15 protein-coding genes are annotated in these 17,980 nt (G+C 69.9%); 1 reads left to right on the plus strand and 14 read right to left on the minus strand.

The window, feature by feature from the left end; all coding sequences use genetic code 11:
* Window positions 1-24 precede the first annotated feature (24 nt).
* From ACT3UL_RS07975 to ilvD, 13 genes are all read right to left on the minus strand, one after another.
* Window positions 25-465 (minus strand): hypothetical protein, encoded by a 441-nt coding sequence (locus ACT3UL_RS07975; RefSeq protein ID WP_444577682.1) that lies wholly within the window; start codon window positions 463-465, stop codon window positions 25-27.
* A 251-nt stretch (window positions 466-716) separates the two neighbouring features.
* A complete protein-coding gene (locus ACT3UL_RS07980) occupies window positions 717-1,748 on the minus strand; it encodes a trypsin-like serine peptidase (RefSeq protein WP_444577683.1) in 1,032 nt (343 codons plus the stop codon).
* 111 nt (window positions 1,749-1,859) lie between these two features.
* Window positions 1,860-2,129: a hypothetical protein gene (locus ACT3UL_RS07985; protein WP_444577685.1), complete on the minus strand. Its 270-nt coding sequence runs from the start codon at window positions 2,127-2,129 to the stop codon at window positions 1,860-1,862.
* On the minus strand, window positions 2,126-2,377 hold the full coding sequence (locus ACT3UL_RS07990) for a hypothetical protein (RefSeq protein WP_444577686.1): 252 nt from the start codon (window positions 2,375-2,377) through the stop codon (window positions 2,126-2,128). The genes ACT3UL_RS07985 and ACT3UL_RS07990 overlap by 4 nt, the downstream gene beginning before the upstream one ends.
* Before the next feature lie 77 nt (window positions 2,378-2,454).
* A complete protein-coding gene (locus ACT3UL_RS07995; RefSeq protein WP_444577688.1) occupies window positions 2,455-2,979 on the minus strand; it encodes a glycine cleavage system protein R in 525 nt (174 codons plus the stop codon).
* A gap of 49 nt (window positions 2,980-3,028) precedes the next feature.
* The gene (gene cimA, locus ACT3UL_RS08000; protein ID WP_444577689.1) at window positions 3,029-4,687 is read right to left on the minus strand and encodes a citramalate synthase; all 1,659 of its coding nucleotides are present in this window, start codon (window positions 4,685-4,687) and stop codon (window positions 3,029-3,031) included.
* A 7-nt stretch (window positions 4,688-4,694) separates the two neighbouring features.
* On the minus strand, window positions 4,695-5,786 hold the full coding sequence (locus ACT3UL_RS08005; protein WP_444577691.1) for a branched-chain amino acid aminotransferase: 1,092 nt from the start codon (window positions 5,784-5,786) through the stop codon (window positions 4,695-4,697).
* A 39-nt stretch (window positions 5,787-5,825) separates the two neighbouring features.
* Window positions 5,826-6,905, minus strand: a complete 1,080-nt coding sequence (locus ACT3UL_RS08010; RefSeq protein ID WP_444577692.1) for a 3-isopropylmalate dehydrogenase — start codon at window positions 6,903-6,905, stop codon at window positions 5,826-5,828.
* A 38-nt stretch (window positions 6,906-6,943) separates the two neighbouring features.
* Window positions 6,944-8,551: a phosphoglycerate dehydrogenase gene (gene serA, locus ACT3UL_RS08015; RefSeq protein WP_444577694.1), complete on the minus strand. Its 1,608-nt coding sequence runs from the start codon at window positions 8,549-8,551 to the stop codon at window positions 6,944-6,946.
* Window positions 8,552-8,783: 232 nt separating this feature from the next.
* Window positions 8,784-9,815, minus strand: coding sequence for a ketol-acid reductoisomerase (gene ilvC / locus ACT3UL_RS08020; RefSeq protein ID WP_444577695.1), 1,032 nt, complete (start codon window positions 9,813-9,815; stop codon window positions 8,784-8,786).
* Window positions 9,816-9,985: 170 nt separating this feature from the next.
* Window positions 9,986-10,501: an acetolactate synthase small subunit gene (gene ilvN / locus ACT3UL_RS08025; protein WP_444577804.1), complete on the minus strand. Its 516-nt coding sequence runs from the start codon at window positions 10,499-10,501 to the stop codon at window positions 9,986-9,988.
* Window positions 10,502-10,575: 74 nt separating this feature from the next.
* The gene (locus tag ACT3UL_RS08030) at window positions 10,576-12,333 is read right to left on the minus strand and encodes an acetolactate synthase large subunit (protein ID WP_444577697.1); all 1,758 of its coding nucleotides are present in this window, start codon (window positions 12,331-12,333) and stop codon (window positions 10,576-10,578) included.
* Window positions 12,334-12,711: 378 nt separating this feature from the next.
* Window positions 12,712-14,544 carry a dihydroxy-acid dehydratase gene (ilvD, locus tag ACT3UL_RS08035; protein WP_444577699.1) on the minus strand — a complete coding sequence of 611 codons (1,833 nt, stop codon included), beginning with the start codon at window positions 14,542-14,544 and terminating at the stop codon, window positions 12,712-12,714.
* Between the two features lie 142 nt (window positions 14,545-14,686).
* On the opposite strand from ilvD, the gene ACT3UL_RS08040 reads away from it, so the two are divergent.
* Window positions 14,687-15,517, plus strand: a complete 831-nt coding sequence (locus tag ACT3UL_RS08040; RefSeq protein WP_444577701.1) for a helix-turn-helix transcriptional regulator — start codon at window positions 14,687-14,689, stop codon at window positions 15,515-15,517.
* 18 nt (window positions 15,518-15,535) lie between these two features.
* Here the strand turns inward: ACT3UL_RS08040 and ACT3UL_RS08045 are convergent, their stop codons facing one another.
* Window positions 15,536-17,974 (minus strand): GNAT family N-acetyltransferase, encoded by a 2,439-nt coding sequence (locus tag ACT3UL_RS08045; protein WP_444577702.1) that lies wholly within the window; start codon window positions 17,972-17,974, stop codon window positions 15,536-15,538.
* Window positions 17,975-17,980 lie beyond the last annotated feature (6 nt).

The raw sequence follows: 17,980 nt of genomic DNA on the forward strand, positions 1-17,980 counted from the left end.
GCCCCTTCGAGGGTGACGTCGCGCTCAGAGAGCCTGCGGGTTGCCCTGGATGCCCTGGGGGTTGCCCTGGATCGCCTGCGGGTTGCCCTGAATGGCCTGCGGGTTGCCCTGGATCGCCTGCGGGTTGCCCTGAATGGCCTGCGGGTTGCCCTGGATCGCCTGCGGGTTGCCCTGGATCGCCTGCGGGTTGCCCTGGATCGCCTGCGGGTTGCCCTGGATCGCCTGCGGGTTGCTCTGAATGGCCTGCGGGTTGCCCTGGATCAGCCGGGAGAACTGCGGGTTCCCCTGGATCGCCTGGGGATTGCCCTGGATGCCCTGCGAACTCGTCACGAGGGTGGAGGAGAGACCGATGCCTGCAACGGTGAGGGCTCCTGCCAGAGCGGCGCCACCGACCAGCCGGAAGCACCGCGACTTCCAGGAGACTGCTGAAGAATTCTTGGCGTGGACGTCCTGAACGTGGCGCACGATGACGACCTTTCGGAGGGCGGAAACGAGGCGGCGGAGGTGCCGACACAACACATAGTACGTGTGTGCCACGATTCACAACAGTCCACGTCCGCCTCGCGACGTTCCCGGCACCGACCTCCGGTTGCCGCCGCGGACGACGACGGGACGGGCATGAGACGGGCACGAGACCGGCGTACCGCTCGGACGCCGGTCTCGCACCTGTCGCCTCTGCCTCGCCGAGACCGGGATGGTCCCGTGCGAAGGACAGGTCAGGAGGCCGCAGCCTCCTGGTAGACCTGCTCGGCGACGTCGCCGAGGTACGGGCCGTACATGACACCGGCCTGCGAGGTGTACCCGAAGCTGTTCACCGAGATCTGAGGACCCGACGGCCCATCCCCCGCGAACCAGGGGCCACCGGAGGACCCGCCGGTCATATCGCAGTCGATGGCCTGGTCGTCGGTGCCACCCAAGGTGTCGTCCGACCCCGTGTCCTGGCACTGCTCGAGCGACTCCCCGTCGAAGGGTGCTGCGGCCGGGTAGCCGAACGAGGTGTACAGGGCCCCGCGCGCGGTGTTGAACTCCAGTCCGGATCCGCCCACCATGTCACCGAGGACTGCGGTTCCGCTCTCCGGCTCCACGACGGCGAAAGCGATGTCGTAGTTCATGTCCTCGCCGGATACCCACTGGTCGGTGGCGAAGAGGTCCGAGGCGCTCCACAGGCCGTGGGGAGTCTCGCCGTGGTCGTAGCCGGGTGCGAAGACCCAGTTGCCCGCCCAGGCGCCGGCGTCGTTCACACAGTGCCCGGCCGTCGAGACCGTCGAGCCGTTGGCTGAGGCGACGGAGTTGCCCGAGCACACATAGTCCTGGCCGCCGACGGTGAAGAACACCTTGCCGACGTGGTCGGTGCCCACGGCTGCGGCGGCCTGCTCGCCGTCCGCAGCCGCAGTCTGCTCCTGCGCAGCCGCGTCAGGTCGTGCGGCTCCCTCGACCGAAGGGATCGTGACCGTCGCGGACGATTCGACCTGACCGTCCGGGTCGTCGCTCCCCTCGATCAGCTCGTCGGCGGGAGTCGCGGCTTCCATCCGATCGGCAGTCCAATAGTTCGTCGCATCGTCCTGGGAGGACTCCGTGATGCGTGTGGTCTCCAAGTCGTCACCGCCCACCGGGTCCGCGGCGGCGAGGCCCGCTCCTCCCAGCAGAAGCGCTGTCGAGAAAGCGAGTCCTCCTGCCGTGCGGGTGCAGCGACCGAGGCGCGCGGCGAGCGTGGGAGGAGAGTCATGGACGTCCTGGGGATGGAACACCGTGGGGGTCCTTTCGGAGGGGAAACGGACGGCCTCCACGAGGCCGCGTCGCCACCCTAAATGCTGTGACCCCCTTCACATGGCGTTTCCGCAACATTGGTGACCACGCGGTCACTTGCCGGTGATCTGGTCCGATGTCCGACCCGTCGCACTGTCGTCGCAGGTGCGCCCGCGTGTTCCGGGCTCCCGGTACGCGTCGCCCGCGTCCGTCTCGTCGGCTTCGTCCGTCTCGTCCGTGGACGGAGATTCCCTGGGCAGGGCACGCTCCCGGCGGGCCGGGATCGCCGCCTCGCGCCGCTGCGGGGTCCAGTGCTCCGCCGCCGAGGAGGCGTTCTCATCGTGCTCCTGAGCGGAAGGATCCTGAGATCTGCGCACCGTCATGAGCTCTCTCCGGCCAGGCCGACGAGATGACAGACGTCGCTCATCGAGTGCACCGCCCACTCGCCGCTCGGACGACGTCGCAGGTCGGTCAGGTCCGCATTCGCAACTGGGAGGCGGAGCCAGGCATCGGCAGGCGTCTCGTGCAGCCAGTGCCAGCGGTCGCGCGCGCGGCCCGTCCCGCTCAGGGCAGGATCGACGGAGTCATCACCGGCGGCGTCACCGTGTCGGACCAGGAGGATGCGATGCATGCGCGGGAACCTATCAAACCCGGGGGCCCACCACAGGGGATCCCGCGGTCGTGACGGCGTCGAGCCCGTCCGCGGGATCAGTCGGTCGCGTCGAGCTCCAGGTCCACCATGAGCTCTGCGGCGATCTGCTCGAGCGCGTCGCGGATCCCGTCGTCGTCGGCGCCGACGGCGAGGCGCAGCTCGGCCTCCGCCTCGAACAGCATGCCGCCGCCCTCGGGTGCCTCGCGGGTCCAGCTGCGCAGGCCGTCGATCGTCGCCCCCTGCGAGGTGAGGGCCGAGGTCACCTCCCGGACCATCCCGGTGCGGTCCTGCCCGAGCAGGTGCAGCCGCAGGGACTCCCCCGTCTGCGAGCCGACGTCGGCTCCCGCGACGTTCGCCTCGACGTCCAGACCGACCTCCTCGGCCAGGACCGGGAGCGCCTCGAGGAAAGCCCCGACATTCCCAGCGGGGACGTCGACCTGGACGATGCCGGCGAACTTCCCGGCGAGGAGGGCCAGCTGGCTGTCGACCCAGTTCCCGCCGTTCTCGTCCACGGCGGCGGCAAGGGCGGCGACGAGGCCGGGGCGGTCGTCTCCGATGGCTGTGAGCACGTAGGTCGTCATTGCCTCAGGCTAACCCGTCCCACGGTGGTCGACGAGGTGTATCTGTCGATCAGACGTCCGACTTGTAGAGCCCGTACATGTAGGCGTCGAAGACCGCCTCCCAGGTGGCCTCGATGATGTTCGGGCCGACGCCGACGGTCTGGAACTCCAGGCCTCTGCCCGCCGTTCGCACGAGCACACGGGTGGTCGCATCGGTCCCATGGTGGGAGTCGAGGATCCGGACCTTGAAGTCCTGCAGCTCGAACTCGTCGACCATCGGGAACCGCTCCCGCAGCGCTGCACGCAGCGCGAGGTCGAGCGCATTGACCGGGCCGTTGCCCTCGGCGATGGCGACCTTCCGCTCCCCCTGCCCGTGGAGCGCGTCCACGAGCTTCACGGTCGCCTCGGTCTCGAGGATGCCGTCCCGTCCCTGCTGGGAGGTCGCTCTCCAGGACTCGACCTGCACGTAGGCGGGGGCCTGGCCGAGCTGGTCCAGCAGCAGCAGCTCGAAGGAGGCGTCGGCCGCCTCGTAGGAGTAGCCGACCGCCTCGCGCTGCTTCACGGTCGTGGCCAGCTGCGACAGGAGGTCCGGATCGCCGGCGAGGTCGAAGCCGAGCTCGCGGCCCTTGAGCTCGATCGAGGCCCGGCCCGCCATGTCGGAGATGATCATGCGCATGTCGTTGCCGACCTCGCGCGGATCGATGTGCTGGTAGAGATCGGGATTCACCCGTATCGCGCTCGCGTGCAGGCCGGCCTTGTGGGCGAAGGCGCTCGCGCCGACGTACGGGGCGCGCGGAGCGACCGGCATGTTCACGATCTCTCCGATCGCGTGGGCGATGCGCGTGGTCTCGGTGAACACCCCCTCCGGGATCAGGCTCATCCCCATCTTCAGCTGCAGGTCCGCGACCAGGGTCAGCAGATCGGCGTTGCCGGTGCGCTCGCCGTATCCGTTCACGCAGCCCTGGATGTGGGTGATGCCGGCCCGTACCGAGGTCAGGGCGTTCGCGACCGCGCAGCCGGAGTCGTTGTGGGTGTGCACGCCCAGGCGTCCCTCGGCCTGACCGGCCGCGGACAGGCGGACACGGAGATCCTCGATGATCTCGGTGATCTGGTGCGGGAGCATCCCGCCGTTGGTATCGCACAGCACGACGACCTCGGCACCGGCCTCATAGGCGGCCACGACCACGGAGGTCGTGTACTCCGCGTCGTCGAGGAAGCCGTCGAAGAAGTGCTCGGCGTCGACGAAGACCTCGCGTCCGAGCCCCACCAGGTGGCCGACGGTGTCGCGCACCATGGCGAGGTTCTCCTCGCCCGTGGTCCGCAGGGCGCCGTGGACATGCCGCAGATCGGACTTCGCGACCAGGGTGATCGTGGGTGCCCCGGAGTCGACGAGGGCGGCGACCTGAGCGTCCTCCGCCACTGCGACGCCCGCCTTGCGGGTGGCCCCGAAGGCCGCCAGCCGTGCCGTGCCCAACGTGAGCTCGCCCGCCGCACGGGCGAAGAACTCGGTGTCGCGCGGGACGGCGCCCGGCCAGCCGCCCTCGATATAGGTCACCCCGAGCTCATCGAGCAGTCGGGCGACCGCCAGCTTGTCGGCCACCGAGAGGGTCAGGCCCTCCTGCTGGGAACCGTCGCGCAGAGTGGTGTCGTAGACATGGAACGCCGGGATCGGCAGGACCGTCTGATCCGGCGCGGCGTGCGGGGTGCTGGGGATGCTGGGGGTGCTCATCGTGGCCTCAGACAAGTCGGGTGAGCCAGCCGTGACGGTCCGGGATCCGCCCGTACTGGATGTCGGTCAGTTCCTGACGGAGGGCCAGCGTGGTCTCACCGGATCCGCCGTCGGCAACGGTCCAGGTGCCGCCGTGGGCCCGGAACTCGCCGATCGGGTTGATGACCGCGGCCGTTCCGCAGGCGAACATCTCGGTGATCTCCCCAGAGGCGACCTGGTCGAGCAGCTCGCTCATCACAAGACGCTGCTCGACGGGCTCGAGCCCTCGATCACGCGCCAGCTGCAGGATCGACTCCCTGGTGACGCCCTCGAGGATCGAGCCCGTCAGCGCCGGGGTGAGGATGCGGCCGTCCGCCGTGATCGCGAAGATGTTCATGCCGGAGAGCTCATCGACGCTGGTGTGGGTCTCCGAGTCCAGGAAGAGCACTTCGTCGGCCCCGTGCTGGGCCGCCTCATCCTTGCCGAGCAGAGACGAGGCGTAGTTGCCGCCGCACTTGGCGGCGCCCGTGCCACCGGCACCCGCCCGGGCGTACTCGTCCGTGATCCACACGACCAGCGGCTGCACGCCGCGGGGGAAGTACGGGCCGGCCGGGGAGGAGATCACGTAGTACTCGACCACATGGGAGGCCCGCACGCCGAGGAACTCCTCGCTCGCGAACATGAAGGGGCGCAGGTACAGGGACTCCTCACTGGTCGCCTCGGGCACCCAGTGCTCGTCGGCCGCGACCGCGGCTCGGAGGGAGGCGAGGAAGTCCTCGACCGGCAGCTCGGGAAGCGCGAGGCGGCGTGCGGAGCGCTGCAGGCGCTCGGCGTTGCGTTCAGGCCGGAAGGTCCACACCGAGCCGTCGGCGTGACGGAACGCCTTGAGACCCTCGAAGATCTCCTGCCCATAGTGCAGCACCGCGGAAGCGGGCGACATCGTCAGCGGCCCGAAGGGGATGACCTCGGCCCCGCCCCACCCCTCGTCCAGCCGCCACGTCGCATGCGCCATGAAGTCGGTGTAGTGCTGGCCGAAACCGGGGTCGGCGAGGATCCGGGCGCGCTCCTCGTCGCCGATGCGACGAGTCCGGTCGGTCTGGGTGAAGACGAGCGCGGTCATGAGGTTCTCCTCCGAGCAGATGGGGTCAGGGTCAGTGTGTCAGCGACCGGAGATCGCGGCGACCAGGGCGTCGCCGATCTCCGTGGTGCCCCGGCGGGCGAGCTCCTCGGACTCCGAGCGGGACGCGAGGTCCGTCTCGACGGCGGCGCGCACGGCCGCGGCGGGCTCGACGTGGCCGAGGTGGTCCAGGAGCAGGGCGACCGAGAGCACGGTGGCCGTGGGGTCCGCCAGGTTCTGCCCGGCGATGTCCGGCGCGGAGCCGTGGACGGGCTCGAACATGGAGGGGTAGGCGCCGGTCGGGTTCAGGTTGCCGCTCGCGGCGAGCCCGATGCCGCCGCCCACGGCAGCGGCCAGGTCGGTGACGATGTCCCCGAAGAGGTTGTCGGTGACGATCACGTCGAAGCGGCCCGGATCAGTCGCGAGGTAGATCATCGCGGCATCGACGTGCGCGTAGTCCACGGCGACGTCAGGATGCTCCACCCCGACCTCCTCGACGATGCGGCGCCACAGGTGACCGGCATGGACCAGCACGTTGTGCTTGTGCACGAGGGTGAGCTTCTTCCGGCGTGCCTCGGCCTGCTCGAAGGCATAGCGCACCACGCGCTCGACGCCGACGGCGGTGTTCAGCGAGACCTCCGTCGCGACCTCCAGCGGGGTCCCGGTGCGCATCGAGCCGCCATTGCCCACGTACGGACCCTCGGTGCCCTCACGGACCACGAGGAAGTCCATGTCGCCGGGATCCTTGAGCGGTGAGGCCACCCCGGGCAGCAGCTTGGTGGGGCGCAGGTTGACGTAGTGGTCGAAGCCGAAGCGGAGCTTCAGGAGCAGGCCGCGCTCGAGCACGCCGGAGGGCACGTCGGGGTCGCCCACCGCACCGAGCAGGATGGCGTCGTGCTCGGCGAGAGAGTCCATGTCCTCATCGGTCAGGGTCTCCCCCGTGCGGTGCCAGCGACCCGCCCCGAGGTCGAAGTCCGTGGTCTCGACGGTGACCCCGGCGGGTTCGAGCGCCGCCCGCAGGGCGCGCAGGCCCTGGGGGACGACCTCCTTGCCGATGCCGTCACCTTCGATGACGGCGAGCTTGAGGACGGACGACGAGTCGGGTGCGCTGAGGGTGCTCATGGAGATGCTCCGGTTCTGCAGTCGGTGGCGAGGAGAGATCAGTAGACGAGGTCGACGGCGTGGATCGAGTGCGCGCCGATGCTCGCGCCGAGCTCCTCGGCGAAGTCGCGGTCGACGGACTCGTCGAGGTCCAGGACCACGAGGGCCTCGGCACCGCGCACGTTGCCGGCGCGGGATACCTGCATCCCGGCGATGTTCACGCCGGCCTCGCCGAGGCGGATTCCGTACTGGCCGATCAGGCCCGGGCCGTCCTCGTAGCGGATGATCAGCAGGTGGTCGCTCAGCGGGACCTCCAGGGCGTGGCCGGCGACCTCGGTGAGCTTGTGCTCCTGCTCGACACCGCTCAGGGTGCCGGAGACGGAGACGACCTCGCCGCTGCGCAGCGTGCCGCGCAGGGTGACGACGTTGCGGAAGCGCTCGGCGGATTCATCGGTCACCAGCTGCACGGTGATGCCGCGCTCCTCGGCGAGGACCGGCGCGTTGACGTAGCTGACCTGCTCGGTGACCACGCTGCGGAAGAGCCCGCGCAGCGCGGAGAGCTTGAGGGCGGTGACATCGCGCGATCCGATCTCGCCGTGGACCTCGATGTCGAGCAGCTCGGGCATCTCGCCGGCGAGGGCGGTGAAGAGCTGGCCGAGGCGGTCGGCGAGGGCGACGCCGGGGCGCACCAGATCATCGATCGCTCCGCCGGCGACGTTCACGGCATCCGGGACGAGCTCGCCGGCCAGCGCCAGGCGCACGGAACGGGCGACCGCGATGCCCGCCTTCTCCTGGGCTTCCGCGGTCGAGGCGCCGAGGTGCGGGGTCAGGGTGATGTTGTCGAGCTCGAGCAGACGCTTCGCGGTGTCGGACTTCGCGGGGGGCTCGGAGGTGTAGACGTCCAGGCCGGCGCCGGCGATCCGCCCGCTGCTGAGCGCCTCGTAGAGGGCATCCTCGTCGATCAGCCCGCCGCGGGCGGCGTTGACGATGTGCAGGTTCGGCTTGGCGATCTCGAACTGCTCGGCACCGATCAGGCCCGTGGTCTCCGGGGTCTTGGGCATGTGCACGGTGACGATGTCGGCCTCGCGCATGAGCTCGTCGAGCTCGACCACGCGGGCGCTGAGCTCGGCGGCCCGGGCGTGGTTGACGTAGGGGTCATAGGCCAGGAGGTTGACGCCGAAGGGGCGCAGACGCTCGGCGACCAGCTGGCCGATGCGGCCGAAGCCGACCACGCCGACTGTCTTGCCGAGCAGCTCGACACCGGTGAGCTGCTTGCGCTCCCAGCGACCGTCCTTCACCGAGGCGTCCGCGCGAGCGAGGTTCCGCAGCGAGGCGAGGACCAGCGTCACCGCGAGCTCGGCGGCCGAGGTGATGTTCGAGGTGGGGGCGTTGATGACCATCACGCCGGCGGCGGTGGCAGAGGGCACGTCCACGTTGTCCAGGCCCACGCCGGCACGGGCGACGACCTTGAGTCGCTTCGAGGCCGCGAAGACCTCGGCGTCGACCTGGGTCGCGGAGCGCACCAGGATCGCGTCGGCCTCGCCGACGGCGGAGAGCAGAGCGGCACGATCGGTGCCGTCGACATGGCGGACATCGGCGTCGTTGCCGAAGACCTCGATAGTTGCGGGCGAGAGTTCTTCGGCGAAGAGCACGACGGGACGCGTCACGGGATGTACCTCCGGGTCGGGTGGCGACTCCCCGGAATAGCCGACGAGGGAGCCAAGGAAAGACTACGACGCCGTCCGCCATGCGGTCACATCGGTCACCATGCGAGACCATGCCCGCAGGGCTCGCCGTATCCGTCGTGTCTGTCGTGCCCGGCGCCTCGCCCACCGCTCGGAACGCGCAGGAGCCCTGCACCGCGGCGGTGCAGGGCTCCTGGACGTCAGAGGGTGCGGATCAGCGTGCGGCGCTGCCCTCGACGTAATCCGTGTCGATCGCCTGAGCGCTCCAGGAGAACATCTTGCGCAGGTCGCGGCCGACGGTCTCGATCTGGTGCTTCGCCTCGGTCTCGCGGAGTTCCGTGAACTCGGGCGCGCCCTTGTCCTGGTCGTCGATGAACCGCTGGGCGAAGGTGCCGTCCTGGATGTCGGACAGGATGTCCTTCATGGCCTTCTTGGTCTCGTCGGTGACGACGCGCGGGCCCGAGACGTAGTCGCCGTACTCGGCGGTGTCGGAGATCGACCAGCGCTGCTTGGCGATGCCGCCCTCGTGCATGAGGTCGACGATCAGCTTGAGCTCGTGGAGCACCTCGAAGTAGGCGATCTCGGGCTGGTAGCCGGCCTCGGCGAGGGTCTCGAAGCCCGCCTGGACGAGGTGGCTCATGCCGCCGCAGAGCACGGCCTGCTCGCCGAAGAGATCGGTCTCGGTCTCCTCGGTGAAGGTGGTCTTGATGACGCCGGCGCGGGTGCCACCGATGCCCTTGGCGTAGGACAGGGCGAGATCCCAGGCGCCGCCGGTGGCATCCTGCTCGACGGCGACGATGTCGGGGATGCCGCGGCCGGCGACGTACTCGCGGCGCACGGTGTGGCCCGGGGCCTTCGGGGCGATGAGGAGCACGTCGACGCCCTCGGGGACCTCGATGTAGCCGAAGCGGATGTTGAAGCCGTGCGCGAAGGCGAGCGCCTTGCCCTCGGTGAGGTTCGGCTGGATGGACTCGCTGTAGACCTTCCGCTGATCCTGGTCCGGGGTGAGGATCATGATCAGATCGGCCCACTCGGAGACCTCGGCGACGGTGCCGGTGCCCAGGCCCTGCTCCTCGGCCTTGGCGCGGGAGGTGGAGCCCTCGCGGAGCCCCACGCGGACCTCGACGCCGCTGTCGCGCAGGTTCAGCGCGTGGGCGTGGCCCTGGGAGCCGAAGCCGATGATGGCGACCTTCTTGCCCTGGATGATGGACAGGTCGGCGTTGTCGTCGTAGTAGATCTCAGCCACGATGTGCTCCTTCGTGTAGGTGTGCGGTGTGCCGGTTGCTTGATGACGCACCGGGCGACGGGACGATCCTATCGCCGGTTGTCTTACGTTGTGAGAGGCCGTCTCCGTATTCGGGACGCCGCCGGGCGCTCCGGTCCACCGGAGGCTCCGGGCGCTCAGGATTCGCTCGATCAGCCCAGCAGGCTGCGATCGGTGATCGCACGCCCGCCGCGGCCGATCGCTACGGCCCCGGACTTGACGATCTCGCGCACCCCGAAGGACTCGAGCATGCCCAGCAGCGCGCTGAGCTTGTCCTGGGTGCCGGTGGCCTCGATGGTCACCGAGTCGGCGGCCGCATCGACCACCTTCGCGCGGAACATCTGGACGATCTCCAGCACCGAGGTGCGCGTGGCGTTGTCGGCCGTCACCTTGATGAGGATCAGCTCGCGCTGGACGGTCTGCCGCGCGTCGAGCTGGACGATCTTGAGGACGTTCACCAGCTTGTTGAGCTGCTTGGTGATCTGCTCGAGCCGACGCTGGTCCACGTCGACCACCACGGTGATCCGAGAGATCTCGGGGTGCTCGGTCGGTCCGACCGCGAGCGAGGAGATGTTGTACCCACGGCGCGAGAACAGTGCGGAGACGCGGGTGAGCACGCCGGGCTTGTTCTCGACGAGGACCGAGAGGGTCTGGCTGTCGGGCGTCATGACGTAGCCCGCCGTGCTCGATGCGGGCGCCGCGGGCGACGCCGTGGTCTGGTTCGTGAAGTTCGTGCTCATGATCAGATGTCCCTCTCCCACTCGGGGCTCATGCCCTGCGCGATCTGGATCTCGTCGTTGGAGACGCCCGAGGGCACCATCGGCCACACCATCGCGTCGGCGCTCACGGTGAAGTCGACGATCACGGGGCGGTCGTTGATCTCCATCGCCTGCGCGATGGTGGCGTCGATGTCCTCGTCCCGCTCGCAGCGCAGACCGACCGCACCGTAGGCGTCGGCGAGCTTGACGAAGTCGGGGACGCGCCGGGTGCCGTGCCCCGTGTTGAGGTCGGTGTTGGAGTAGCGCTTGTCGTAGAACAGGTTCTGCCACTGGCGCACCATGCCGAGGCTCGAGTTGTTGATGATCGCGACCTTGATCGGGATGTCGTTGATGACGCAGGTGGCGAGCTCCTGGTTCGTCATCTGGAAGCAGCCGTCGCCGTCGATGGACCACACCACCTTGTCGGGCCGGCCCACCTTGGCGCCCATCGCCGCGGGCACCGAGTAGCCCATGGTCCCCAGGCCGCCGGAGTTGATCCAGCTGCAGGGCTCCTCGTACTGGATGAACTGGCTGGACCACATCTGGTGCTGGCCCACGCCCGCCACGAAGATCGACTCGGGGCCGGAGATGGCACCGATCCGGGAGATGACCTTCTGCGGAGCGGTGAAGCCGTCCTCGGTCTCCGTCCACCCCAGGGGGTAGTTCTCGCGGAGCATCGTCAGCGTGCTCCACCACGCCTCGTAGTCGCGGGCGTCCTCGACGGCGAGCCGCTCGCGCAGCTCGGCGGTCAGCGCACGGGCCACGTCGGCGGCCTGGCCGACGATCGGGACGTCCGCGTCGCGGTTCTTGGAGATCTCCGCGGGATCGATGTCCGCGTGGACCACCTTCGCCCCCGGAGCGAAGGACTCCAGGACACCGGTCACGCGGTCATCGAACCGCGCCCCGATGTTCACGATGAGATCCGAGCGCTGCAGCGCGGAGACCGCCGAGACGGTGCCGTGCATCCCGGGCATGCCGAGGTGGCTGGGGTGCGAGTCGGGCAGGGCGCCCCGCGCCATGAGGGTGGTCACGAAGGGTGCACCGGAGAGATCGATGAGCTCGCCGACCTCCTGGCTCGCGCGGCCGCGCAGCACGCCGCCGCCGAGCAGGAACACAGGGCGCTTGGCCTCGAGGAGGAGGGAGACGGCCTCGCGGATCTGCTTGCTGTGCGGGCGAGGGTCGGGCCGGTATCCGGGGAGGTCCAGGCTCTCCGGCCACTCGAAGGTGGTCTGGGCCTGCTGGGCATCCTTGGTGACGTCCACGAGCACCGCGCCGGGACGGCCGGTGGAGGCGATGTGGAACGCCTGCTTGATGACCTTGGGGATGTCGTCCGCGTCCGAGACCAGGAAGTTGTGCTTGGTGACCGGCATCGTCATCCCGACGATGTCCGCCTCCTGGAAGGCGTCGGTGCCGATGAACATGGAGCCGACCTGACCGGTGATCGCGACCAGCGGGATCGAGTCCATCTGGGCGTCGGCGATCGCCGTGATGAGGTTGGTCGCGCCCGGGCCGGAGGTGGCCAGGCACACGCCGACCTTCCCGGTGGCGTGCGCATAGCCGCTCGCGGCGTGACCGGCACCCTGTTCATGGCGGACCAGCACGTGACGGAGGCCCTCGGCGTCCATCAGCGGATCGTAGGTGGGCAGGATCGCGCCGCCGGGAAGGCCGAAGACGACCTCGGCCCCGGCATGCTTGAGGGACTCGACCAGCGCCTGCGCGCCGGTCATCTGCTGTCCGTTCATCGGAACTCCTTCGTCGTCTCGGACGGTGGTCAGGGCGGTGAACTGCTGCATGCGGGCCACGGTCCCTCCCCGGAGGCATCGCACCCCGGGGACCGGGACACGAAAAAGCCCCTCCGCCTGGGGCTCAGGGAGGGGCGCGGTTGACGTCTCGACGAAACGAACGGGGTCAGCCGCGCTCGGTAACTACGAGAAGAATCGTCTGCATGCCCCACACACTAGGGCTTCCCGGGGGACGCAGGCCACCCGTCCGGATCGCGAGACGATCCGTCCACGCCGACCGGGCGCCGCCCGACGCGGACCCTCGCAGAACGCGCCGGCAGACGCCGCGACACCCGGCCCTCGCCGGGCCGGGCGTCGCATGTCGGCGAATGCCGCGGATCAGTCCAGCGGCCGACGGGTGGCGCCGTAGGTCGCCGAGCGCACCAGGTGCGCGTAGACCTTCAGGGCCTGGGAGACCACGCGCTCACGATTCTCCGGGCGCCACGGCAGCGGGCCCTTCGCGGCGCGGCGGCGATCGATCTCCTCCTGGGGGACGTCGAGCTCCAGCAGTCGCTTGTCGACATCCATGATGATCGTGTCGCCGTCCTCGATCAGGCCGATCAGGCCGCCCTCGGCCGCCTCCGGGGAGATGTGACCGATGGAGACGCCGCTGGTGCCGCCGGAGAAGCGACCATCGGTGATCAGCGCGCAGGTCTTGCCCAGGCCCCGCCCCTTGAGGAACGAGGTGGGGTAGAGCATCTCCTGCATGCCGGGGCCGCCCTGGGGGCCCTCATAACGGATCACCACGACGTCGCCGGCCTTCACCGTCTTGTCGAGGATCTTCTGGACGGCCTCCTCCTGGGAGTCGCAGACCACCGCGGTGCCCTCGAAGTGGAAGAGATCCTCGGTGACGCCGGCGGTCTTGAACACGGCGCCGTCGCGGGCGAGGTTGCCCTTCAGGACCGCGAGGCCGCCGTCCTTGCTGAAGGCGTGCGGGACCGAGTGGACCACGCCGTTCTCGTCATCGGTGTCCAGCTCGTCCCAGGTGTTGGTGGTGGAGAAGGCCTGGGTGGTGCGCACGCCGCCGGGAGCGGCGTGGAACAGCGCCTCCGCCTTCTTCGAGGCGGTGCCGCTGCGGATGTCCCATTCGGCGAGCCAGCTGGAGAGGTCCGGGGAGTGCACGGTGTGGACGGTGTGGTCCAGCAGGCCGGCACGGTCGAGCTCGCCGAGGATCGCGGGGATGCCGCCGGCGCGGTGGACGTCCTCGACGTGGGCGGTGCCGTTGGGGGCGACCTTGGACAGCGTGGGCACCAGGCGCGAGATGCGGTCGATGTCATCGAGGGTGAAGTCGGTCCCTGCCTCGATCGCGACGGCGAGGATGTGCAGGATCGTGTTGGTGGAACCGCCCATCGCGACATCCATCGCCATCGCGTTGGAGAACGCGGCCTTGGTGGCGATCGCCCGCGGGAGCACGGACTCGTCGTCGTCCTCGTAGTAGCGCTTGGAGAGCTCCACGATCTTCCGTCCGGCCTCGAGGAAGAGCTCCTTGCGGAAGGCATGGGTGGCGAGCGTGGTGCCGTTGCCCGGCAGGGACAGGCCCAGCACCTCGGTGAGGCAGTTCATCGAGTTCGCCGTGAACATGCCCGAGCAGGAGCCGCAGGTGGGGCAGGCGTTCTCCTCGACCTCCGCGAGCTGGGCGTCGGTGATCGCGTCGTTCGCGCTGAGCGCCATCGCATCGACCAGGTCGATGCGGTTCTCGGTGACCCCCTCGACGGGCTTCCCGGACTCCGAGGGACCGCCGGAGACGAAGACGACAGGGATGTTCAGCCGCATCGCGGCCATCAGGTGGCCGGGGGTGATCTTGTCGCAGTTGGAGATGCACACCAGGGCGTCCGCCGTGTGGGCGTTGACCATGTATTCGATCGAGTCCGCGATGAGATCGCGGCTGGGCAGCGAGTAGAGCATGCCGCCGTGCCCCATGGCGATGCCGTCGTCCACGGCGATCGTGTTGAACTCCTTGGAGATGCCGCCGGCCTCCTCGATCGCGCTCGCGACGAGGTCACCCATGTTCTTGAGATGGACGTGGCCCGGCACGAACTGGGTGTACGAGTTCGCGATCGCGATGATCGGTTTGCCGAAGTCACCGCTCTTCATGCCGGTGGCGCGCCAGAGGGCGCGGGCGCCGGCCATGTTGCGGCCGTGGGTCGAGGTGCGGGAGCGAAGCTGAGCCATAGGGACATCTGACCACTCCGAGCGCCCCGGGACCAAGACGCCGTCACTACTAGTGGTGGAAGTGATAGTTTTCGCGACGGGGCGACCAGCTGTCGACCAGCTGGGCCGACCACCTGGGACGACCCGCCGACGAGGAGGCTGCATGTCCGAGGGACCACGCGCCGAGCTCGGCACGTTCCTGCGCCGACGCCGCAACGAGGTGGTGCGGGCCGACTACGACCTGCCGCCCGTCGGCCGCGGCCGCACCACGGGCCTGCGCCGGGAGGAGATCGCGTACCTCTCCGGGGTGAGCGTCACCTGGTACACCTGGCTCGAGCAGGGTCGGGACATCAATCCCTCGCGCCAGGTGATCGACGCGGTCGCCGTGAACCTGCGCCTGACCGAGGCGGAGCACGACTATGCGCTGGGCCTGGCCGGGTTCGCCCCTCCCCCGCGCCCCGTGCTCGCCGAGCCCGCCCCGGTGCCCCTGCACGTGCAGCACCTGCTCGATGCCCTGGACCCGGCGCCGGCCTTCGCGCTCACACCGCACTGGGACATCGCCGCCTGGAACCGGGCGTACGAGGGGCTGTTCCCCGCGGTCCGTGAGGCGGAGGCGACCCAGCGGAACCTGCTGCAGTTCATCTTCACCGATCCGTGGGTGCGCTCGATGCTCCCGGACTGGGAGCGCACCAGCCGGCAGTTCCTCGCGGAGTACCGGGCGGAGGCCGGCGGCCGGGCAGGCGGCCCCCAGCACGTGCGGCTGGTGGGTCATCTGCGCGCCGAGAGCGAGGAGTTCTCCCGGGCGTGGGATGCCCACGAGGTGGAGCGCTTCGCCTCACGGCGCCGGGAGTTCCTGCACCCCGTCGTGGGCCGGCTCGTGTTCGAGCAGGTCAACATCGTGCCCCAGGACGCTCCGGACCTCCATGTGGTCTCCTACCTCCCGCTGCCCGAGGGCGACACCCTCACGGCGGCGGCGCGACTCCTGGAGAGCTGAGCACCGCCGCCCCGGACCTCAGGCAGGGACGTGAGCCCGCGCCACGGGGTTGTCCATGCTCCCGGCGAAGAGCAGCGAGGAGGCCTGGTCGCCGAGGTCGACCATCTGCAGGGTGTTGCGCAGCTGCAGACGGTTCAGGCACGAGTGCGCGAAGCTGCCCGCACGCAGATCGACGTCCCCGGCCATCCCCTGCGCGAGGTGCGGATGGTCCGCCTCGTACTCGTCCAGGACGCCCGCCACGACCCGCCAGAAGCGGTCCGCGGGCAGCACCCCGTCGGCGTCGAGGATCCCCGCGAGATGCCGCAGCACGCCGTCGAAGACGTCGGTGAAGATCGACAGGGCCTTGTCCTCGCCGGGGACCACCGCCCGCACCCGCTCCATCGCCGCCGGCAGCGGGCGCTGGCCCAGCACGGCCATCTCCTCACCGATGTCCTTGAGGAAGGCACCGACCACCTGCTGCTCCTGCACCCGCAGGATGAGGTTCTCGCCGTGCGGCATGACCACCACGTCGTGCGCGAGCAGTGCATGGACGAGGGGGCGGAGGTAGGCGCGCAGGTACTGGGCGACCCAGCTCTCGGCCGGCAGTCCCGAGGCACGGATCATCATGCTCGCGAGCGCCGTCCCCTCGTGGTCGCGGTGCAGGAGCGCCGCCATCGTCAAGGCCCGCTCCCCCGGCTCGAGCAGCGGCAGGGGGCTCTCCCGCCACAGCGCCGCGAGCATCTTGCGATGAGGGTTCGAGGCAAGCGTGCGGTGATAGGCGTCCCCGGTGTAGCCCAGTGCCGCCCGTTCGCGCAGCACCCGGAAGCCACCCCGCGCGAACTCGGGGTCGCCGTCCGCGAGGGCGGCGAGCCAGTCGTTGATCGCCGGGGTGTCGCGCATGTACTGCGGGGACAGGCCGCGCAGGAACCCCATGTTCTGGATCGCGAGGGCGACCTTCACGTAGGGCGCCCCGGCTCGGGTGCGGTTGAGGAAGGTGCGCAGGGACTGCTGGGGCTGCATCTCGTCGCCGCCCGGCCCGAGGGGCACGAGGTCGCCGCGGGCGATGTCCGGGGCGAAGGTGATCGGCAGGCGATGCTCCGCCTGCCAGGGGTGCAACGGCAGCAGGTGGTAGTCCGACGGGTCCAGCCCCCGGCCGGCCAGACGGTCCGCGAAGGCGTCGCGCTCCTCGGGCGAGAGGGTCCAGCGGGCGTGTTCGGCCTCGTCCAGGCCCTCGCCGAGGGACAGGGTGCTGCGCGCGGCGTGCACCGCGACCCATTGCAGGCGTGTGCGCCGGCCCTGCTCGGGGGCGTAGGCGCGGTAGTCCGGCAGGGAGAACCCGATGCGACCGTTGTTCGCGAGGAAGCCCGGGTGGCCCTCCGTCATGGCGGCTTCGACGTCCGGGAGGTCCGCGGTGAGCAGGTCCTCGGCCGACGGCCGCTCGCCGCGGCGGGCCGCGTCCAGCGTCGCGCACCGGGCGGCGAAGGTGGAGGCGAGCTCCTCGAGGTAGGTGGAGAGGAGATCGTCGGGGATGCCGAGCGTCTCCTGCAGCTCCAGGATGAGCGTCTGGACGTCCAGCGCCGTCACGGTGGCGTCCTCGAGGCGGCGGATCGAGGCCGGGTCCACCAGCCAGTGCTCGAGCGGGAGCACCCGGGCCCTGAACTCGTAGCGGATCGTGGTGCCGGGGACCGCCAGGGCGAAGCGACCTCCCCCGAGTGCCTCGGGGGCGAGGACCCGCTCGTGTCTGAGCTCGGCGAGCGCCTTGGCGACCAGGTGCCGGTGGGCCTGCTCGGCGACCTCGGCACGCAGATGGGCGGTCGGGGCGGCGGGAGCAGCCGGACGTGCGCGCGCCGGATCCGCGCCGTCGGCTCCGGCACTGTTCCGGCATTCATCGGGCCGCGCACCGTCCCCGAGCGGCGAGGCCGCGAAGTCCGCTCGGGTGCAGACGCTCAGCACGGCCCGCTTCACGCCGGGCCCCTCGGGCAGCTCGACGGTGCGCAGCATGCGGAAGCCCGCAGCGGCGTTCTTGGCGAGCACCGCGCTGTTGCGCTCGTCGGGCTCGACGACGATCCTCGCGGCGCCACGTTCCTCGAAGCACCAGCGCACGACGCCGGCCATCACCGCGGCGGTGAGGCCGTGCTCGGCCGGGCCGCTCGGCGGTGCGATGAGCAGGTGCATGCCGAGATCACCGGGCTCCGGATCGAGCATTCCGGCGGGCAGCAGCGAGGCGGGATCGTAGGTCTCCACGTAGACGATCGGAGCTCCGTTCCGCAGCCCGATCCATCCGTTCTCGTGTGCGGAGGCGTCGAGGGCATCGAGGTAGCTGCGCACCTGCGCGGGCGAGTGGTCGGTCATGCCCCAGAAGCGGGCGCGCGGGGTGGACAGCCAGCTGTGCAGCAGGCCGGCGTGGTCCGCGGGGCGGAGCGGTTCGACGCTCAGGCCCGTCAGATCGGTCGGGTCCATCAGGTTCGTCAGATTCATGGGGAA

Source organism: Brachybacterium sp. 107, from assembly GCF_052379725.1.
In the GTDB taxonomy this organism is placed as follows: Bacteria; Actinomycetota; Actinomycetes; order Actinomycetales; family Dermabacteraceae; genus Brachybacterium.